At 49.3% G+C, this 18,483-nt stretch carries 16 protein-coding genes; 12 read left to right on the top strand and 4 right to left on the bottom strand.

Annotated features, from left to right (window positions below; all coding sequences use genetic code 11):
• Positions 1-58: 58 nt before the first annotated feature.
• The 3 genes from LC073_RS13210 to murI form a co-directional block, all read right to left on the bottom strand.
• Entirely contained in the window at positions 59-3,517 is a 3,459-nt protein-coding gene (locus LC073_RS13210) for a UvrD-helicase domain-containing protein (RefSeq protein WP_226647718.1), read from the bottom strand.
• Complete coding sequence (locus tag LC073_RS13205; RefSeq protein WP_226647717.1) at positions 3,514-6,213, bottom strand: PD-(D/E)XK nuclease family protein; 2,700 nt, start codon at positions 6,211-6,213, stop codon at positions 3,514-3,516. Before LC073_RS13205 ends, LC073_RS13210 begins: the two co-directional genes overlap by 4 nt.
• A gap of 82 nt (positions 6,214-6,295) precedes the next feature.
• The gene (gene murI / locus LC073_RS13200) at positions 6,296-7,129 is read right to left on the bottom strand and encodes a glutamate racemase (protein ID WP_226647716.1); all 834 of its coding nucleotides are present in this window, start codon (positions 7,127-7,129) and stop codon (positions 6,296-6,298) included.
• A 237-nt stretch (positions 7,130-7,366) separates the two neighbouring features.
• Here murI and LC073_RS13195 point away from each other — a divergent pair, with 237 nt between their 5' ends.
• From LC073_RS13195 to LC073_RS13185, 3 genes are read left to right on the top strand one after another with little or no spacing between them, the layout of a single operon-like run.
• Positions 7,367-8,761, top strand: coding sequence for a DNA recombination protein RmuC (locus LC073_RS13195; protein WP_226647715.1), 1,395 nt, complete (start codon positions 7,367-7,369; stop codon positions 8,759-8,761).
• A 6-nt stretch (positions 8,762-8,767) separates the two neighbouring features.
• Positions 8,768-9,697: an AEC family transporter gene (locus tag LC073_RS13190; RefSeq protein WP_226647714.1), complete on the top strand. Its 930-nt coding sequence runs from the start codon at positions 8,768-8,770 to the stop codon at positions 9,695-9,697.
• Entirely contained in the window at positions 9,697-10,161 is a 465-nt protein-coding gene (locus tag LC073_RS13185; RefSeq protein ID WP_226647713.1) for a DUF2489 domain-containing protein, read from the top strand. The genes LC073_RS13190 and LC073_RS13185 overlap by 1 nt, the downstream gene beginning before the upstream one ends.
• A 48-nt stretch (positions 10,162-10,209) precedes the next feature.
• Here the strand turns inward: LC073_RS13185 and LC073_RS13180 are convergent, their stop codons facing one another.
• The gene (locus tag LC073_RS13180) at positions 10,210-10,392 is read right to left on the bottom strand and encodes a hypothetical protein (protein ID WP_226647712.1); all 183 of its coding nucleotides are present in this window, start codon (positions 10,390-10,392) and stop codon (positions 10,210-10,212) included.
• Between the two features lie 332 nt (positions 10,393-10,724).
• Between LC073_RS13180 and LC073_RS13175 the strand changes: the two genes are divergently transcribed.
• From LC073_RS13175 to LC073_RS13135, 9 genes are all read left to right on the top strand, one after another.
• On the top strand, positions 10,725-11,279 hold the full coding sequence (locus LC073_RS13175; protein WP_226647711.1) for a hypothetical protein: 555 nt from the start codon (positions 10,725-10,727) through the stop codon (positions 11,277-11,279).
• Positions 11,280-11,343: 64 nt separating this feature from the next.
• A complete protein-coding gene (locus tag LC073_RS13170; protein ID WP_226647710.1) occupies positions 11,344-11,706 on the top strand; it encodes a hypothetical protein in 363 nt (120 codons plus the stop codon).
• 614 nt (positions 11,707-12,320) lie between these two features.
• Positions 12,321-12,560: a hypothetical protein gene (locus LC073_RS13165; protein WP_226647709.1), complete on the top strand. Its 240-nt coding sequence runs from the start codon at positions 12,321-12,323 to the stop codon at positions 12,558-12,560.
• 74 nt (positions 12,561-12,634) lie between these two features.
• Positions 12,635-13,114 carry a DUF2059 domain-containing protein gene (locus LC073_RS21815; protein WP_226647708.1) on the top strand — a complete coding sequence of 160 codons (480 nt, stop codon included), beginning with the start codon at positions 12,635-12,637 and terminating at the stop codon, positions 13,112-13,114.
• 100 nt (positions 13,115-13,214) lie between these two features.
• Positions 13,215-13,649 carry a hypothetical protein gene (locus LC073_RS13155; protein ID WP_226647707.1) on the top strand — a complete coding sequence of 145 codons (435 nt, stop codon included), beginning with the start codon at positions 13,215-13,217 and terminating at the stop codon, positions 13,647-13,649.
• A gap of 280 nt (positions 13,650-13,929) precedes the next feature.
• The gene (locus LC073_RS13150; RefSeq protein WP_226647706.1) at positions 13,930-14,352 is read left to right on the top strand and encodes a hypothetical protein; all 423 of its coding nucleotides are present in this window, start codon (positions 13,930-13,932) and stop codon (positions 14,350-14,352) included.
• Between the two features lie 91 nt (positions 14,353-14,443).
• Positions 14,444-14,944 (top strand): hypothetical protein, encoded by a 501-nt coding sequence (locus LC073_RS13145; protein WP_226647705.1) that lies wholly within the window; start codon positions 14,444-14,446, stop codon positions 14,942-14,944.
• 1,473 nt (positions 14,945-16,417) lie between these two features.
• Positions 16,418-16,759, top strand: a complete 342-nt coding sequence (locus LC073_RS13140) for a GNAT family N-acetyltransferase (RefSeq protein ID WP_226647704.1) — start codon at positions 16,418-16,420, stop codon at positions 16,757-16,759.
• A gap of 112 nt (positions 16,760-16,871) precedes the next feature.
• On the top strand, positions 16,872-17,324 hold the full coding sequence (locus tag LC073_RS13135; protein WP_226647703.1) for a hypothetical protein: 453 nt from the start codon (positions 16,872-16,874) through the stop codon (positions 17,322-17,324).
• Positions 17,325-18,483: the final 1,159 nt, after the last annotated feature.

The following is an 18,483-nucleotide window of genomic DNA, read 5'->3' as shown; positions in this document are numbered from 1 at the left end:
ATCTCTTACCACTTTATAGAAAGTGCAGGTACCAGCCCTGCACGATGCCTAGTATGCCCTAATCCAACTCCACCAACCTCTGCATCAACGGAAAATACAGCGCACACCGAATATTCCGCTCCCCCCGCGCATAAAAGAGCTTGCGGTAATTCTCCAACTGATTCCGATACTGCTCCAGCTGAGCCGCAATAAATTCCTCCTGGCTTTCCTCACCACAGGGCTCTGCGGTTTTGTAGTCGACTATCCAGCGAGTACCTTCATTGTCGATAAAGGTGCGGTCCACAATGGAGCGCCGTAACTGTCGGCCACCGCTGTGCAGTTCCAGTTCGCAGGCAGACTCCCTTAATGTGCCATCCAATAGCCAGCGGCCCGTGGGGCAGTTGAGGCTGTTGCGTACGGCGATTTCCACTTTCTCGGCGGCGCGGTCCAGGCTGGTGGCGGATAGTCCTAATTGTTTCAGGCGCAGTTGCCATAGGGGGCGTTGGGCTTCCAGTTTGCTGGGTGTCCAGTCGTTGATATTGGTTTCGGCAATGGTGGCAAGGGTTTCGTGGGCTACGGTGCCGGCGTGTTTTAACCAGCGCAGGGCTACCTGGCCTAGCTCGGGAATATTGTCCTCTTCCTCAGATTTGGATTGGTAGTCTGGCATGCGGTATTGGGCCAGCCATTCCTGCCGGGGCATGGCTTGGGGTTGCCATTGGTTGGGCAGGCGCAGTAGGTAGTCGTGATCTCTGCTGGCTTCGTCCTGGTTTAGCAGGGGTTCTTCCGCTTCCAGCCAGCGGCACCAGTCGCTTTCCTGATGGTGCAAAACACTGGGCCAAATGCCGGCGAGTAGGGCGGCGCTGCCGGGGGCTTTTAGGTGGCCCTTTTTTTCATCCCGGTTGATGCAGGCTAAAAGATGCAGCGAGCGGATGGCGCGGGTGCAGCCTACATACAACAGGCGGGTGCCTTCCAGGCGTTCGCGCTCGCTGTTGTCGTGCTTCAGGTATTCAAAAACTGGGTCACGGCCGCCGCGTTCATTTTTGGGGGCGAGGAGGAAGCGGCTTTCGCCTTCGCGGTTGAGCCATTCGCTCCAGCGCAGCAGTTGATCACTGCCGGGTTTGCCGCCCTGATCCAGGCCTGGGATCATTACGTGTTCGAACTCCAGCCCTTTGGATTTGTGAATGGTCATCACCTGCACTTTGGCATCCTGGGCGGGGCGGGCGTAGAGTTGTTCCAGGGCCAGGGTGAACTGTTGCCAGTCGGTAATGGCTCCGCCGGTATCGAAGGCTTCTAATAATTGCAGAAAATCCTGCACATTATTCAGGTCAGATTTTTGCGCTACGGTGGCGGGGCCACCCAGTTCCAGCCAGAGGCCTTCAATCCAGGTGCGCAGGGGTTTGCGGCCGCGCTGTTGCCAGGCGTGCAGCAGTTTGGGGGCCACTTGGGCCAGGCGTATGCGCCCTTCGTCGCTGAGCAGGGCGATATCGTCCACTTCCTGCAATGCCATTAACAGTGGACGCGCGCTGGTGTCGGTTACGGTGATATCCCCATTGCCCCAGTTGGCCAGGGTGTAAAGGTCTGGCAGTTGCAGTCCGCACCAGGGGGCGCGGAGTAGGGCCAACCAGCTGATTCGGTCGCTGGGGTCGAGCAGGGCTCGGGTGAGGCTGAGTAAATCCAGCACCACCATTTTACTGGCGAGCGGCGCCAACTCTGGGGCCTGGAAGGCAATATTGGCTGCGCTTAGGGACGGCAGAATCTTTTGTAGGTGTTTTTTCTTGCGCACCAGAATGGCGATACGGCTTTCCGGATCTTGCGCTTGTAATTGCTGCACCAGTTCAACCGCTTGGGTGGCTTCGCGGTTGCGGTCTTCGTCATCAATGCAGCCGTAAAAATTGACCGAGGGCTCGGCCCATTTACTGCCTTTAAACGCTTCGGATTGCAGATAGCGCACGGCGCCGCGACCGATATTGTCCGCTTGCGGAAAGGCCCTTTGGAAAGTCTCGTTGACCCAGTTCACCACTGCGCTTTCGGAGCGGAAATTGACCTGGAGATCGAGGGCTTCCAGGGGGACTTCACCGATACCGCGTTTGCGCGCATCCAGGAAAATACCCACGTTGGCATTGCGGAAGCCGTAACAGGACTGCATGCCGTCGCCGACAATAAATAGAGTGCGGCCGTCTCCCTGTTGCCAGCCGGCAGTGAGCTTTTCCAGCAGTTGTAGCTGGGTGTGGGAGGTGTCCTGGAACTCGTCCACCAGAATATGCTGGGTTTGCAGGTCCAGTTTTAGGGCCAGGTCTGTGGGGTTATCGCTATCGCCCAGGGCGATCAGTGCGGCCTGGGCCACTTCGGTATAGTCGGTGGCGCCCAGCTGCTGGAAGACCAATTTTAATTCGGCGACCAGTTTTGGCAGTACCTGGGCGAGCCCTTGCAGCAGTTGCCATTGGCTCTGTTGCAGTCCGTTAGGGAGCTTGCCCACTTCCCGCAGGGCGGAGAGCAGCGGTTCATTGCCGGCCAGTTCCGTCAGCAGGTCTTGCATCCGCTGTTTGTATTCTTCGGCAATGGGGCGCTCGGGATCTTTTTTATCTGGCAGGCCAAAACCGAGTTTTTTATTGATGCCGCCGCCTTTGCGCAAATCACCGGTAGTGGTGAGAAGCAGGCTGCCGAGGGCGAGCCAGGCGGGCAGGCCGCTGCTGTCTGTGCTGGGGAAATCGTCCAGTTCGGCGAAGAGGCACAGGCCGTGGCTGGGATTTTCTTTTTGTAAATTGCTGCCGGCATAGCTGGCCAGCTCCAGCAGTTCCCCGGCGACACTGCCGAGGGCTGTGGTGAGGTCTTGCAGCTTTTCTGCTACCAGTTCGTCGATGACAAAATGGAAATAATCCTGGGCGCCGTCGAAGTTGATGCTCAAGAGTGGGCCGAGCCATTGCTCGCGCTTGTCCAACAAAATACGCAGCAGTTTATTGAGCTGGCCCAGATCGTTGTCCAGGTGGAGCAGTAGCTGCTGTAGATCTGCGTCTGGGGTTTCGCCATCGAGGTGTTTGAGCAGGTTCACCACCGCTAGCTCAAAGGCGATTTGGGTGCGCTCCAGGGGTTCACCCGGTGCGCCCAGGCCGCTTTCGATCGGCAGTTGGCTGGCGAGGCTGCGGCAGAGGCCGTCGATGGTTTGAATGCGCAGGCGCTGGGGTGTTTGCAGTAGTTCCCATTCCAGTTCGCGATCCCGCTTCAGCAGGGCGTGGGCCAAATCCCAGGTGATGGCATCGTGAGGGTTATCTGGCCGGGCTTGGTCGCGGGCACTGTGCAGGGCGTCGATCAGGCGCTCGCGCATTTCACCGGCGGCTTTGCGGGTGAAGGTAATGGCCAGCACCTCTTCTGGTTGCTGGCAGGCGGCGAGCAACTTTAATACGCGCTGGGTGAGCAGGCCGGTTTTACCGGAGCCCGCCGGGGCAGATACGGCAAAGCTACGGCTGATATCCAGGGCTTGGCTGCGGGCGTCGGCATCGATGGGGCGGCGCAGGGCGGGAGTGGTCACAACTTCGTTCATTCGCTTACTTGCTCCCTTTCCGGCCAGCGGTTCAGGGGCCAGAGTTCACTGTGGTTATCGGTGGGGCGATCAAAGGCGAGGGTGGCTACACCACTGCGATATTCGGTGGCGAGGGATTCCAGGCTGTAGCGCCAGTGCTCCACCAGATTGCTCCAGGTGCCGTAGGGGGATTCTTTTTCGGTATCGCCCACGGCTTTAATGCCGGCGATGGGGTGCTCCAGGTCTCCGCAGCCATTCCATTTGCAGTCGCCGTTGCGTACTTGGCCGAAGGCGATGGCGTGGGCGTCCGGTTGAAAGAGGGCGTAGAGCGGCAGCTGGGGTTCGCGGATGCGCTGAGTAAGCCAGTCGCGAATACTGGGGATGCCGGTTTTGTAATCGATGACCAGCTGTTCGCCGCTGGCGAGTTGGTCCAGCCGGTCCAGGCGAAGGTTAAAGTGCAGTCCGCCGATTTCCACGGCTTGTTCCCATTCGACTTTTTCTACGGAGAAGTTGGGCCTGTCCAGTTCCACGGACAGCCATTGCTGCAGCAGGCGCTCCAGGCGCTGCTTTTCCATGGTCCAAAATCCGATCGGCAGGTGATTGTATTTTTTGCGCACACTGCCGAGGGACCGTTCTACCGCGCGTTCGATTTGCGCTTGGTGTTGCTCGTCGTCCATGGCTTGCAGTTGTGCGAGGGTGCCGCACTGCTGCCAGAATTCCGCCAGCACCTGGTGCACCACATTGCCGCGCTCGGCGGGGCCGAGGCCGATATCCGGTTGGGTAAAACTGCTGGCGCCGAGGCGGAAGCGCAATTGCGCATTTAACGGGGACAGGGCCTGGGCCTTGAGTACCGAGGCACCGCCGCGCACTTGTTCGCATTCGGCGGGGGTGAGTGGCGGTAGCTTTTTGTCTTCGACTTTTTCCAGTTGGCAGGCTTGCGCCAGCTGGTTGTAGTGATTGTGCAGGGCACCTTCGGCAAAGTGCTGGGCTTTTTGCGGGCTCTCAAACAAGCTGCTGAGGCCTTGCTGAACACCGTCTTCTTCGCAGGTGTAACTCACGACGATATCACCGCTGGCATTGAGCAGGTCGGTGGTGAGTTCGCGGGCCAGTTCCAATTCCCGTTCGGCGCTGGCGCGGGGCATTTTCCAGTGTTTTTGCCATTGAATCGGCAACAGCGGATTGGGCGCCGGTGCCGGTGGCCACTGCTGTTGGCCGAAGCCGACCAGGCGCAGGTGATCGAAAGCGAGGCCGCCGGCTTCCAGTACCCCGAGAATTTGCAGGGGGCCATCGCGGGTTTCCGCTTGGAAGGGGGTGCGGCTGGCAATCTGACGCAGCAATTGTAGGGCCTGGGTGAGGGTAAGGTTGCCACCGCAAGCGCTGAGTGCGGCGAACTCTTCCAGGATGGATTCCCACTGCATCAGCTGCTGGTATTCCTGGCTGTCCGGGTTACGGCTGCCGGGCCAATTTAATGCGGTAAGCGTTTCGGAAAAACGCGCGGCCCAAATTTCAGCGGGCGCTCGCCGCCAGCGGCGGGCGCGTTCGGCCATTTGTTCCAGCTGGCGGGGTAGTTGCGGCGATTCCAAGTGGAGGACTTCTGCGGTGCGCTCGGCCCAGTAGCGCAGGGTTGCGCCGTCGATGCGGCGCAGTTCCAGTTTTTGTAGGCGGCGGAACAGGGCGCTGCGCAGCCAGGTTTCACTGTCGTCACCCCAGAAGGGGCTGAACAGGATGTTTTGCAATTGAGGGTAATCCCATTCGTCTTGCAGTAGCGATAGCAATTGTAAGGCGGCGCTGCCGACCGGTGTCTGCGCCAGGGGTGTACCGGCAGAGAAGTTAAACGGCAATGTGTAGCGCGGTTGCTGTGGGTCCAGGTATTGGGGTTCGAGCACGCGGGAAAATACCGCTTCCACCTGGGCACGGCATTGGCCCAGATTGTTCACCACTATGCCGACGCTGTGGCCGGGATTTTCGGCCAATTTCTGCCCGGCCCAAAGGGCGGCCTGGTAGAGCTCTTCATCCAAGTCGGCACAGGCGGCTACGGATAATGTGCTTTGCTGGGTGATTCCCGGTCTTTCGAAAACGCTTGCGGCACCTGCGTGAATCAGGGCATTGGCGAGGGGCGAAATCTGGGCAAAGCCGGCAGTATCAATCTGCGGCAGGGGTTCCAGAATGCCTTCGCGGAATGCGCGCAGGATCAGTTGATCGCGCTGGTCTGGCGTGATGGCGCCGTGGGCCTGAAGCTCAGTGGCAAAGGCCTTGATCATGGCGCACAGCGGCAGTTCGTTGCTGCGCATAGAGAGTGCGAACTGTTCCAGTAGGGGAGATAGCGCTTCATCAATTTGTGAGAGATCGGAGATCAGCTGCCATTGGAGTAGCTGCGCCAGGGCACTATCGGCATCCCGGCACAGCTGCTGGCTGTTGAGCAGTTGCCGATCCAGGGATTCGTCCAAGGCGCGCTGCCAGAGTAATTGTCGCTGCTCACGATTCAACACCTGCTGCAGGGCGGGCTGCCAGTTGCGCTGTTGCAGTTGGAACCAGAGCTTGTCCAGCCAACTGCGCAGGGATTCCACCGGCGGCGGCATCCAGCAGGCACCAGGCGACTGCTGCGCGGCAAACACCTGTTGGCAGCGGTTGCGCAAACGGTTGTTGGGGGTGAGCAGCAGTCCGCCGGGGGGCAGCTGCGCAAATATTTCGAGAGCGGGAAATGCCGGCTTCAGCATGAATTCGGGTACCGGTTAGGGCTTGTTATTCGGGGAACGGTCGCGATTTGTGACGGAGCTGTCAACCTTGTTTTTGGCGGCCCTAGGGGCTCGACGCGAGAGGTTCGGCAATCGGGGCGAATTCGCGGAAGGCGAGTTCGATATTGCCGGTATGGTCAGCACTACTGGTAATCAGGCGGCCGGTGCCTGGGGCATCTGGCAGTACCAGGTTGAGTTCTTCCAGCCACCAGCGTACGCGTCGGGCGATGGCTTCACCGGAATCCAGCCATTGGATCGAGCGCGGGGCGAACTGGTCCAGCTCTTCACGCAGTAGGGGAAAGTGGGTGCAGGCCAATACGGCTATATCCACCTGATCGCCTCCGGCGGTGTGGAATACCCGGTGTAATACCGGCTCCAAATCCTTTGCCGTAATCACTTCTCCACGCAATTTGCTCTCTGCCAGGTGCACCAGCTCCGGCGCAGGGACGTTGATCACCCGGTTGCCATTGGCAAATTGCTCGATCAGTTCGCGGGTGTAGCGGCGATTGACGGTGCCTTCGGTGGCAATCAGGGCGATAGTGCGTGTGCGGCTGGCGGCCGCGGCGGGTTTGACTGCGGGCACAACACCCACCACGGGCTTATCTAAAGATTCACGCAGCTGGGGCAGGGCCAGGGTGCTGGCGGTATTGCAGCCCACCACTAAAATGTCGGCCTCGCAGTGCTCCATCATGGCTTGGGCTTGCTGGACGATCCGGGGGCGCAGCTCCTCTTCGCTTTTATTGCCGTAGGGGTAAAAGCCGTTGTCCACACCCAGGTGCAAGGTCAGGCCCGGCATCAGGCGGCGGATTTCCCGCGCAATGCTGATGGCGCCCACGCCAGAATCAAAGATCAGGGCGCTGGGGGCTGGGCTGTCTGGGTGGGCGCTGTGTCTGTGCATGCGTTCAGGAGTACCAACATCGAAACCAATCCTCCAAGAATACCCTAAAACCCTTTGTAAGTTACTGCTGCGCCACGGATCTCAATGGGCCGCATTGGGGTTAAGAGTACTTTCCCTGGCCAAGCTGTTAGAATGGCCGCCTCGCCCACGGCTAGTAGTGGGTATGTCGATTGCGGGCGCTTGGTCTGAGCAGAAGCCTGCTTCACACTTCTATTCCGGGTCTGGGAGTACCTCTATATGCCAGCGTTCCCGCTGCAACTAAATGCTGATCACGCGCTATTGGCGGCTGTCGCCTTGTTGGTTTTGCTGGGTTTTGCTTTCTGGGTTGGCCGTTCTGCTGGGCGCCACCGTATCCTGCAAGCGCAAACGGCGCAGCAAGAAGCATTAGCAGCGCAGCAGGTGATACAGGCACGCCTGGATAACAGCCGCGAGCGGGAATCTCAGTTGAGTGAAGAGGTGGATTCTTTGCGTAGTGAGCTGGCGGCAAAATTACAGCAGCTGACTCGCAGCCAAGTGCTGGTTGAAAAAGGTGAGCAGGCCCTGGCAGAGCAGCGCAAGCTGATGGAGCAGATGCGCGTTGCTATGGGGGAACAGTTCGAGAATCTGGCCAACCGGATTTTCGAGGAGAAGCAGCAGAGCTTCGTGCGCCGCAGTGAAGATAGCCTGCGCAAAAGTCTCGATCCGCTAGAGCGCCAGCTGGGGGATTTCCGTAAGCGGGTAGAACATGTCTACGATCGAGAAAATGCTGAGCGCAATAGCCTACTTGGGCAGATCAAGGCACTGCGTGAGCAGACCCAACGCATCAGCGATGAAGCCCTGAACCTGACTTCGGCCCTAAAAGGAGACCGCAAGATCCAGGGTAACTGGGGGGAGGTGGTACTGGAGCGGTTGCTGGAAGAATCCGGCCTGCAAAAGGGCCGTGAATACGAAACCCAGGTAACTCTCACCAGTGATGGCCGTAGGCGTCAGCCAGATGTGATCGTGCGCCTGCCGGAAAATAAAGACCTGATTATCGATTCCAAGGTCTCCCTGGTGGATTACGAGCGCTATAGCTCGGCAGAGACCGACGAGGAGCGCACCCAGGCCCTGAAGCAACATGTGAACTCCCTGCGCGCCCATATCACCGGTCTAAACAAGAAAGCCTATGAACAGCTGGAAGGTGTGCGCACCCTGGATTTCGTCTTTATTTTCGTGCCCATCGAAGCCGCCTATATGCTTGCCATGCAGGCGGACCCGGACCTGTTCCGCTTCGCGTACGAGAAGCAGATTGTCCTTGTAAGCCCCACCAGCCTAATGGCGACACTGCGCACCGTCGAGAATATTTGGCGCTACGAGAAACAAAACAAGAACGCGGAAAAAATCGCCGACGAGGCCGGCAAGCTGCACGACCAGTTTGCTATGGTACTGGAGTCGCTGGATGCTCTTGGTGACCGCCTGCGCCAAGCGGATGACGCTTACCAGCAGACTTATAAGCGATTGGTCAGCGGCCGCGGCAATGCGGTGAAACGTATCGATAGCCTGCGCAAACTCGGCGCCAAGACCCGCAAGCAAATTTCCGCAGAGTTGCGTGAGAAAGCGGAAGAGTCCGCGCTCAAGGCACTTCCCCAGGCTGAAATGGCGCTGGACGATTAATTTACGATGGAAAACCTGGCTTTTGCCCTGCTGGTTACCGGTCCGATCTTCTTAATGATCATCGGCGGCTATCTGCTCACGCGGCAGGGCATGCTGCATCAGCCGTTTATAAATGACGCCACCGCACTGGTTTTCAACGTAATGCTGCCGGCGCTGCTGTTTAACAGTATCTATAGCTCCAGCGCGCAACCTTCCAAAGAAATCCCCCTGATCACCGCAGCGGTTTTGGGGACTTTCGCCGTATTGCCGCTTTCCTGGTTATTGGCCAAGCCAATTGCAGTGAAAGATAGAAGCGCATTTATTCAGGGAGCCTTCCGGGGTAACGTGGCTATCGTAGGCCTTGCCTGGGTGGATAAAGCCTTTGGTGATGCCGGCGTTTCAAACTCCGCGGTGTTGGTGGCTGCACTTACGATTCAGTTCAATGTGTTCGCGGTGATCCTTTTTGTTTTTTACGATAAAAATAAGAAATTTGGCCTGGGTATGTTACTGGCTGAGCTGGGTAAGAATCCGCTGATTATCGCCGTACTGCTCGCCATCCTTTTTCGTATAGCGCATATCCAGCTACCGGAAGTCGTGCTTGATACGATCAAAATCCTGGCCTCTGCCAGTCTTCCCATGGGGTTGATCTGCATAGGTGCCAGCATGAAGTTTGGCCACCTGTTGCGCAGTTCCCCAACAGCCCTGATGTCTTCACTTTTAAAACTGGTGGCTGTACCCGCACTCTCTGTAGCCATTGGCTGGGGCATGGGACTGGGCCCTAATTATCTCGGCTACTTGATGCTGATTACAGGCTCGCCCTGCGCTATATCGGCATTTGTTATGGCCCACTCCATGGGTGGTAACAGCCAGCTGGCCGCCAATATTATTGGTCTCAGCACATTGCTTTCTGTTGTATCTGCCAGCATCGGACTGGCTCTGTTTAAGGTGTATATCTAATGACGGAATTTCCTATCTGGTTGCTGGTTATTGCGGCTTTAATCGTTTTCACCCTTGCCGTTATTGCCGGCTACTATCTGCGTAAGCTCTCAGCTGCGCAGAAAAAACAGGCCGAACAGCTGGCAGAATTGGAGCAAGCCGCGCAAGAGCAGCGCCAAAGAGTGAACGACAGCATTCAGATTATCGCGCGTTCCCTATTGGATGATGGGGTAGGGCTTACTGAAGCTTCCATTCGTATTCGCGTACTCCTGGATGCGCTTCAAGTAGAAGACACAGTGCGTGAAGAGTTTGTCGCTTTCTATACCATCGCAGAAAAAACCAGCCATATTCCAATTTTAAAAGAATGGAAAGCACTCCCACGCAAAGAACAGTTCCAGTATGAGCTGGAGATGGCACAGGTGGAGGCGGACTATAAAGATTTCGCCCTAGATGCAGCTAAGCGTATTTTGGGTCGTACTTTTTGAATCTGGAAGCTGATTAGTGACTCATTTAGCTAAAGTGTTTATAAGTACTCAGCGAGCAGAAATCTGCTCGCTGAGATTGGGTGAAGCCTTTCCCTTTAAGCTGGCCTGAATTTCCTCTCGGATTAATTTTTTATCAGATTCCGTATTTTTAAAAATATATCCCACTTGCTCACCAGGTAATACTTCTAAACGCAAGCGTAGATATGTTTCCTTATTTTTATAAGTTGACATCTATCCCGCTTTTTAGCCTAATCCCGCTCAAGGTATCTAAAGCCAAAACCAGTTTCGTCTGTTTGTAGCACTTGGATGCGGGCTAACTCATTGATCTTTAATGAAGTTGGCAGCTTTATCTAAAGTAAAGAAAACGGATATCTATAGAGCTGGTGTTATCTGTCTACTTGGTGACTCTATCGTCAATAGCTTTCATTTGCTGAAGATCTATGTCTGATGTTTAAACAGGTTAGAGATGTAGAAAAGAATGATATAAAGGTGCCTGCATTGAGTATATTGTTTGGGTTTGGTAGCTGCAAGACATATAAAGAAGATCCTAGGTTAATAGTTAAATGAATAGAGTTATTAAAGGCTTATTGTCAATCTGCTTGCTTATACCGGGGATTGTCTTTTCTCAAACAAGTGAGGATTTGGCTCGTGAAATATTTATTAATGAAGCTACCAAGAAAGAATTTGCTACTCTCAAAGAGCGCTTTGATGAGAAAAGAGAGGCCTTTATAGAGTTATATGAGCCTTTCTATGAGTCCAGTGAAGCACCACCGGAAATTATTGCTATGCAAGAGCAGCTGTACATGGATGTGATTGCTTCAAAAGTATTAAAGTTTGATTCCAAGGATTTTGAAAAAATATTAGTTGATGATGTTGTTTCATTGCTCACTATTGAAGAGTTGGTGGAGTTAAGAGAAATTCATCGACGGCCTGTGTTTAAAAAGTTGGATAGTATAAGTGAGGCGATTTCCAAAGCAGCTGGAGCGCAAATGGAAGCCTGGCATAAAGATAATTTAAAGTTGATGGAGTATTTCACGGGAAGAAGTGAAGAGATATCAATAAAATTGAAGGAGCTAGTAGAGCTCCGAAAGAAAGATGGTGGTAATACCAAGTTGTAACAAGGTGGGTTATTTTTTATTTTTCAGATGTAATTTTATCGCGTGGGTTTTAAATGGGGGTTAAGTGAGTCGGATTATAATCGGTCTTATATTGTTGGCTTTATTTGGCTGTGCTTCTCAGGGGCGGAAAGAACCTGGGCTGCCTAACATCTTAAATTTTGAAGGCAAGAATTATATTTTTGAAACTGCACTCAAAGATTATGAAATAGAAATTAGTAAACCAGAAAGCAGCGAGTTCACAGTAAATTTCCCTAAAAAAGAGCCGCCAAACTACTACAACTGTGGAGGGGTTTACTCGGATAGATCCCTCTATGGTCAGAGGATTTTAGAGGAAGCTGATTTGGTTTTGGACTTTAAGGGCGTTAAAGAAGTGTGGGTCCCATTAGATGGTGAGTCTAAGAAAATATATATATTCGAGGTTCGCTAGCACAAAGTGATTTCATTACGGCGGTGTTTAGTAAAAAGTGCTGAACTAGTCTTGTATGTTTAAAAGACAATGCCAAAATTGCTTTAGAAATCGCTTGAGCGTATTGATTGTTAGAGGGTTATTCATAGCTTGAAATCTGTTTCTCTCATGGAATTACATAGAAAAATACCGACAGTAGAGAAAAAATGAAAGTTGGGATTAATTGACGATCAATGGGAATTGATCCAACCTTGCCTTTGAAGGCTAAAAAAAGGGGAGATCCATAGCCCATTGGGAATCGAGCATGCTTTGAAGGCATCTTATGTGTTTTACACTCCAGAGTACGATAGAAAGATCTTCCTGCACGCTATCCATTATCGAATGCTTGCTGGAGAAGACCTCAATTTTTGGAAGGGAAAGGAACTTGGTTACAAGCGTGGAGAATATTTCTGGAGCAATTGGATCGACTTTCTTTGCTTGACTGGGAGGGGCTCTGAAATTGGGAAAACCGAGGGAGGCAAGGATTCAAGGTATACATTTGTACATTACTCGGGAATCTATGCAACGGGATGACAGTTTGATAATAGATAAAATAACAACAAAATCGTGGGGTGCTACGTTTCTGGTGGTTGGTTATGAATAACTTTAAAAGGAAAGAATATATTCTAGCAAGGATTGCAGGAGATTCCTGCAAAGATGTATTTTCGGCGCTTAAAGTTGTGGGTGTAGATATTGAAACGCTTGAAGGTGTCCCCTTCGGTCAAAGAAACAAAATTACTCAAATATGTGAAGATTACATGGATGGCGTCTTAAGTGCCGAAGACTCACTGTTTGAACTGATAGAGTTTGTTATGGCTGTGCCAGACAAGCCGTGAGGTGTGAATTCAGTATACGTAATAGTTTAACTGATTGAAATGTTTAACTTTCAAGATAGGATATAGAGGTTTAAGTGAAAAATATATTATTTCTGATTACATTTATTTCCATGGGGGTAAATGCTCAGCAGCCTAAGGTTGATTTGGCTATGGAGTTGATTGCGATTATGGATTTTGATTCTCAAACGGATGTTATAGTTCAGAACCTAAGTGCTATGCAAGTCCGTCAACTGGAGCAGTTCGATATACCTGAAAAAGCCAAGCCATTAATAAGGGAGTACATGGAAGATACCAACAATCTGCTCTTCTCTACTTTTCAGTCCGAGGAAGTAAAGAGGCAGTATGCAGATTTGTACGCAAGTGTATTCTCGGAAGAAGAGCTGAAAAGTATACTGGCATTCTATAAAAGCGATCACGGAAAGGCTTTCTCGAAAAGCTTTCCAGAAATCGTGGCGGGCATAACAAAGATATCAGAGGCTCAGGTGCAATCTGTACTTCCGCAATTAGCTGCGATAGATCAAGAGTTTAAAGAAAAGCTGAAGGGGCTTAAGTAAGACTTGAAGAGTGCTTGGGGGTGGATAAATTAATTTTCCATTATTTTATTGTGTTGCGCTCCTGCCATGTGTAAAAGCTGTGATAAATGACGTATTGACTATGAAGAAAGTTGAAGATTACACCATTCAAGAGTTGCAAGAAGCTATTGATGGAATAGATCAAGAAAAGTACCGAGAAAAATATAGTGAGCTTCAGTCTGAACTATCCAAGAAGAGGGTGGAGATTCAAGAGCTAAATGCTCAGATTGTAAAATTGTCTGGATCCACCCCTTTGCAGGGGGCGATGGATGAAGGTCAAAATACATTTACTTTCAAACGTTGCTTTTTAGCATGTTGTTGCAGTATTGGGCTGTTATGGTTGTTTCTTGGCATTCTAGGATTTTTTGGTCTTGGAGCAATCACTGTAAATGGTGGACAGGCAAACGGTATTAGTGCATTGGCTGCGGCAGTACTCGGTGGTGGCATGAGCTGCTTAATGATGGGTTTTATGATTTGGGTGGGGGAAAAGGTCCTTCGGGTTTTTGAAAATGCATGAGAAAATTGGACCATTGAAACGATAAATCGTTAAGTGTAAATAATGAAATCCAAGATGGAAGTGAAAGAAACTTTGTTTCTGACTCCCCGTTTTTTATAGTGAAAACCATTAACAAGCTATATAGGGTTCGTTTCTTTCTGTTTGGGTCATTATATAACTTAACCTCTACATTGAACTCAAGGTTCTGGATATGTCAGCCAAAATCGGAATATCACCATTTGTTATTGGTTGGTGAAAGATATGCTTTTTTAGGATGTAGAATATTGCGGGGTGAAAAGTAGTGAAAATGGAAGCAAGGCAAATGTTCCAGTCAAATGGGTTGATTGATGATCTTGTCCTATATGCGAAATCAGAGGATTACGTTCGATTCGCTGATATTGTTGGAATGGCTATTAGTTCAAATAAGCCAATGCTCATGTTGTCTGAGTCAGAAATATCAATCGAGATTATTTGTGATGAAACAAAAGAGGAACTTTTTACGGCTCTTCAGAACAAAGCTAACGACTATTTCTCAATGGATGATTGGAATGGCCGAAACATTTTAAGAGTATATGGAAATGGTGATATCCTAGCTAACTTTCAGCAGTTTCTGGTCAAACTATCTGGGCGAGGTCCCGGGTACAGTTATATCAGTGAATACTCAGAAGACTATAATTACTCACACTATTCACCTGAGTGGAGGCTTCATGTTGAATCCTGCTGATAAGTTAGTAAATATCTTTACCCGATAGCGTACACTCTAGGTTGTTAGTTCTCAGCTGTGGGTGTCTGAGGTTTTAAGTATAAATTGGATTATGAATGATATTTTACTCGGGGTGACTTTATTTTGCCTTCTAGTCTTAGCTCTGGTTGGAGTCATTTTTTTGATTCCGCTTTGGGTAGAGGTATCAACTGAGTCAGAACGAGACCCTAATCATCTTTGCAGTATTTTCTGGGAGGAGGCCGGCTTCAAAGGACAGAAAATTTCATCAGCTTCAGGATGTCTTTTCCCCTTCATTGTTTTGGCTAATCCTAATTTCGATATTGAGGGGTTGACTTTGTGTATTGTTGTTTCGGTAGTTTGCGGGCTATATCACTCTTCTGTTTATAGAGGTTATGCGGTAATTAACAGAAAAATGAAAATGGTTGGTGTAGCAGCTATATGTATGCTTTTTGCAGTTAGCTTTTTAGTAAGGTATCAAGCGCTATCTAGCTTTTATATTGTCTTCTGTGTCGTTTCAATAGGTGCTGCCTGGGGTGGTTATGCTGTCTACAGTCGGTCTTATCTCATTAGAATAGAACGGTTAACTATCTGACGCATAGTGTAAATCTGAAATATATTCTTTATTAAGCATGAAGAGCACACCTACAATTTAACTATTAGATCCATCATTAGCAATGAATGCAAATAATTTGAAGTTTTCAGTGGGAATGAGTCAGGAAGACTGGAATTGACTTTTAAAGATCAAGAGGCGATTTTATCAGAAAAGGCGATTGAAGTTTGAAACAGAGCTAAAGATAAACCCACCAGAGCCACCTTGGATAAAAAATCTACAAGAATCTCAATTCTCAATATTCTGGCGAATGGGTGTTGGTGAATCTTACCTTAGTGAGTTCTTATGGCCATATTTCAAATATACCTCTCAAGATGAGTTGAAAGCATACCATGAAAAGTATCCAGCACCGGGAGTATGGGAAGGGAGGTATGGAAAGTAAAAAACCAGGCTAAGTCGTCACATGTAAGCTTAGCCTCATATGAATTCTACTAATAGGCGAAGTGGTGTAGCCTATATCTGGAAAAGAGGCTGCAGGAGTATAATATAGACGGCTAAAGCGAGTGTCATTACATCTCTATTAGGCTGGGTGGTTATCATTCCTGATACAGAGGTCTATAAATGGTGATGTTTCACGTTTCATAAAGGTCTGCCCTATATGAGCATAAAACCGTCAAATATTTTACTGATAAATATATTGATTACTGGTGCATTTTATGTGGCCGGTTTTATCGCGCTCGGCAGCTCGTATCCAACCATCGATTCCAGTGGTGAGCAAATAGTCTATTGGCTCTTAAGTAATGGATTGAATGCTCGATTTTATGCTTGGACCGCCGCTTTCTTTTCACTTGGCCTTGCTATATTTGATGGGTAGGTTTCAGCTTTGCTACCTAAGCCGGGTAGGTATATCTTTCTGGTAGGTGTACTAGGGTTTGCCTTCACAGCCCAGGTACAGGCTTGGCTGTGAGCGGGTTTGGCACTTCATCCTGAAGGACTAGAACCGGCAGTGCTCGCACACTATTTGACATATCTTCTTATTGGGGGCCTTTGGTAAATGGGTCAACAATTGCGATGGCGGTAGCTTTAGTCGTTGTAGGGTTTGATAAATATGTTTAGATCCCGCGTTGGCTCACATGGCTCAGTGTCATTTTCTTTCTAGAGCAGGTAATTGAAAATATTACTGTATTTGGCCACAAAGGCTTTATAGCCCCGGGGGGAGCTATGAATGTTTATCTAGGAGGTTTCTATGGGTTGCTGGAGTTGTACGTTGGGCGATACCACGTATCGACTTGTCCTCTTAATATGGAATATATAATTAATAGTTGCTGCTTCAAATTTACAACGTATAAAATAAAATTGAAGTGGCACTGAAAAAAATTAGTGTCGATAGACATTGGAACATTCAGCATTCAGCATTCAGCATTCAGGATGATTCGAACGTTCATCGCTACGGACTTTCCAAAAATCTTGGAGACCTATACTCTCTCTAAGCTAAATGAGCTTAGATTTGAAACTGTGGAATTTGAGTTTCTGTCGTTGGAGAAAGATGCGAAAAGGTTGGCAGCACTAAAGGGGACAGATATTTACGTCTACGGAGATAAAACAACTCTTAGCTATGGCGCAATGTTCCAGCAAGAAATTCGTACTCTGTTTGTAAGCCCGAGTGCCAGAGGAGAAGGGGGTAGGAAGCCGATACTTGAGTTTCTGCTAGCAAAGATCAGTGGCCAAGCTAAGTTGTTCGTTGCAAAATCTAATTGGCCTGCAATCAAGTTTTATCAAAAGGTTGGATTTGAAACAACTAAAGAGTTCATTGCTGAATACAATGGTACGCCGGTACACGCTATCGTAATGGTTTGATCAAATAAGAAGTGTTAGCATCTCGATCCTTGTTACTCCGACCCTATAGGGCTCCCAGGGGCTGCCCTAGCTTTATCCAGGCGCTGGGCCAGCTCTTTCTAAGGAATCAAATATGACTGATAGGCTTAATTATTTGGAATTGGCGGGAATGCTTACTCTGATCGTTGCAGGGTTGCATGTTGGTTGTATTCTGTTTGGTGCGGAATGGTATCGATTTTTAGGTGCCGGAGAGGCAATGGCTCAAATGGCTGAAGCTGGAGATTCTTACCCTACAATAGTTACAGGTATTATTGTGAGTGTTTTGCTTGTTTGGTCTGCGTATGCTTTTTCCGGTGCTGGCCATATTCTCAGACTTCCATTGTTACGTACAGGTCTTACCCTTATATCTTTGGTGTTAATTACGAGGGCGCTAGGTTTTTACTTTATAATGCCGGCTTTCCCGGATAATTCCTTAACTTTTTGGCTTATTAGTTCAGTATTATGTTTTATCTTAGGTGTAATCTACTCGCTAGGCTTGGGTCAGTCATGGAGCCGCTTATCAAGTAGGGATCAACAAAGTAGCTAAATATATATGTTTATTGGGGGGCAGTTTGAATGTTCAATCTTCAGCTTACTTTTTGTTGTCGGTGCCTGAAAAAAATAACACTAGATTAAATGCGTCTCGGAAGAAGGCTGGATTTTAGCGAAAAGTAGCATGTTGATTTTGATTGGTTCTGTGATAGGCGGCCTACTAAAAAATGGTACCGCATTCTCTCAGATTGGTAATTCAAATTAAGTCTACTATTTTTTGGGGAAAACTCATGCTGTATAGTTTCTGCCCCGTCAGGTTTTGATGAATGTAACTCTTCTTGCGTGATGTGTGGCATAAAGTTAGGAGTGTCTTTGATTAAGAAATTTAGAGATGAAAGTCAGCCTCAATACTTCACCTAGAATTTTAGGATCGGAGAAATTATTGTGACCATAGATGATTGATATCTAACTTATTTTCTAGACCTGTAACATAAACGAGATCTGGAATATCGATTCAATGGATGAGCTGAAAGCCTGATTAATACATGCCGTTCTGATAATTGTCGTTTGATTGATTGGTTAGTAAAATTACATCTGATTATTTTACAGCTGTCACGGCGCATATCTCTAAAGCTTTTGGCTTGTGTTATTTATCCTTAGCGTTGGTCAAGGATTTCATGCATGAGCCAATATGCGATTGTTATTAACAGGTAATAAATATTTTAGTGGTAATTATTTGCTTTTGGGGCGACGCGCCATCTTTTTTTCAAGCAAAGAAATATTCTTGTAAATTACCTTTCATTTTAATAATTTAAAATCTGTTTTTTGAGAGTTTGTCGATAATTTCAGATCCCTTAGGCTTTTACAATAATGGTGGTGTGCTTCTGTTTTGTAACGGCGTGCAACCAAGTTAATTCAGTCACTCCTCATAAAATGCCAAAGCATGCCCATATGGAGTGGTTCTCGACATATTTAACCAGCTTACTATTTATATAGGAAAGGAAGGAGGGTAGAGGAAGTTGAGTTGATCTTTGAAGTGTTGATGCGTTGTCTTTATTAAAAGCGCTTAATTTGCGGAGTTGTCTTTTAGGCGCATTATTAACCCGGCGACCATGTAGTTCTGTATAATGTCCGAATGGATATTATTGATGCAAGAAAATTACCCGCTTCCGCCAAGGAAGAGAAACGTCGAACGGCTGTAAAGCTTTGGAAGA

This window comes from Microbulbifer variabilis, assembly GCF_020524905.1.
GTDB lineage: Bacteria > Pseudomonadota > Gammaproteobacteria > Pseudomonadales > Cellvibrionaceae > Microbulbifer > Microbulbifer variabilis_A.
This window is presented reverse-complemented; position numbering and strand designations above follow the sequence as displayed.

Bases quoted from the DNA above. Each gene is read 5' to 3' on its own strand.
- LC073_RS13165 (WP_226647709.1), top strand. From the start codon at position 12,321: ATGAATAACTTTAAAAGGAAAGAATATATTCTAGCAAGGATTGCAGGA.
- LC073_RS13205 (WP_226647717.1), bottom strand. From the start codon at position 6,213: ATGCTGAAGCCGGCATTTCCCGCTCTCGAAATATTTGCGCAGCTGCCC.
- murI (WP_226647716.1), bottom strand. From the start codon at position 7,129: ATGCACAGACACAGCGCCCACCCAGACAGCCCAGCCCCCAGCGCCCTG.
- LC073_RS13145 (WP_226647705.1), top strand. From the start codon at position 14,444: ATGAATGATATTTTACTCGGGGTGACTTTATTTTGCCTTCTAGTCTTA.
- LC073_RS13185 (WP_226647713.1), top strand. From the start codon at position 9,697: ATGACGGAATTTCCTATCTGGTTGCTGGTTATTGCGGCTTTAATCGTT.
- LC073_RS13190 (WP_226647714.1), top strand. From the start codon at position 8,768: ATGGAAAACCTGGCTTTTGCCCTGCTGGTTACCGGTCCGATCTTCTTA.
- LC073_RS13155 (WP_226647707.1), top strand. From the start codon at position 13,215: ATGAAGAAAGTTGAAGATTACACCATTCAAGAGTTGCAAGAAGCTATT.
- LC073_RS13135 (WP_226647703.1), top strand. From the start codon at position 16,872: ATGACTGATAGGCTTAATTATTTGGAATTGGCGGGAATGCTTACTCTG.
- LC073_RS13180 (WP_226647712.1), bottom strand. From the start codon at position 10,392: ATGTCAACTTATAAAAATAAGGAAACATATCTACGCTTGCGTTTAGAA.
- LC073_RS13195 (WP_226647715.1), top strand. From the start codon at position 7,367: ATGCCAGCGTTCCCGCTGCAACTAAATGCTGATCACGCGCTATTGGCG.
- LC073_RS13210 (WP_226647718.1), bottom strand. From the start codon at position 3,517: ATGAACGAAGTTGTGACCACTCCCGCCCTGCGCCGCCCCATCGATGCC.
- LC073_RS13175 (WP_226647711.1), top strand. From the start codon at position 10,725: ATGAATAGAGTTATTAAAGGCTTATTGTCAATCTGCTTGCTTATACCG.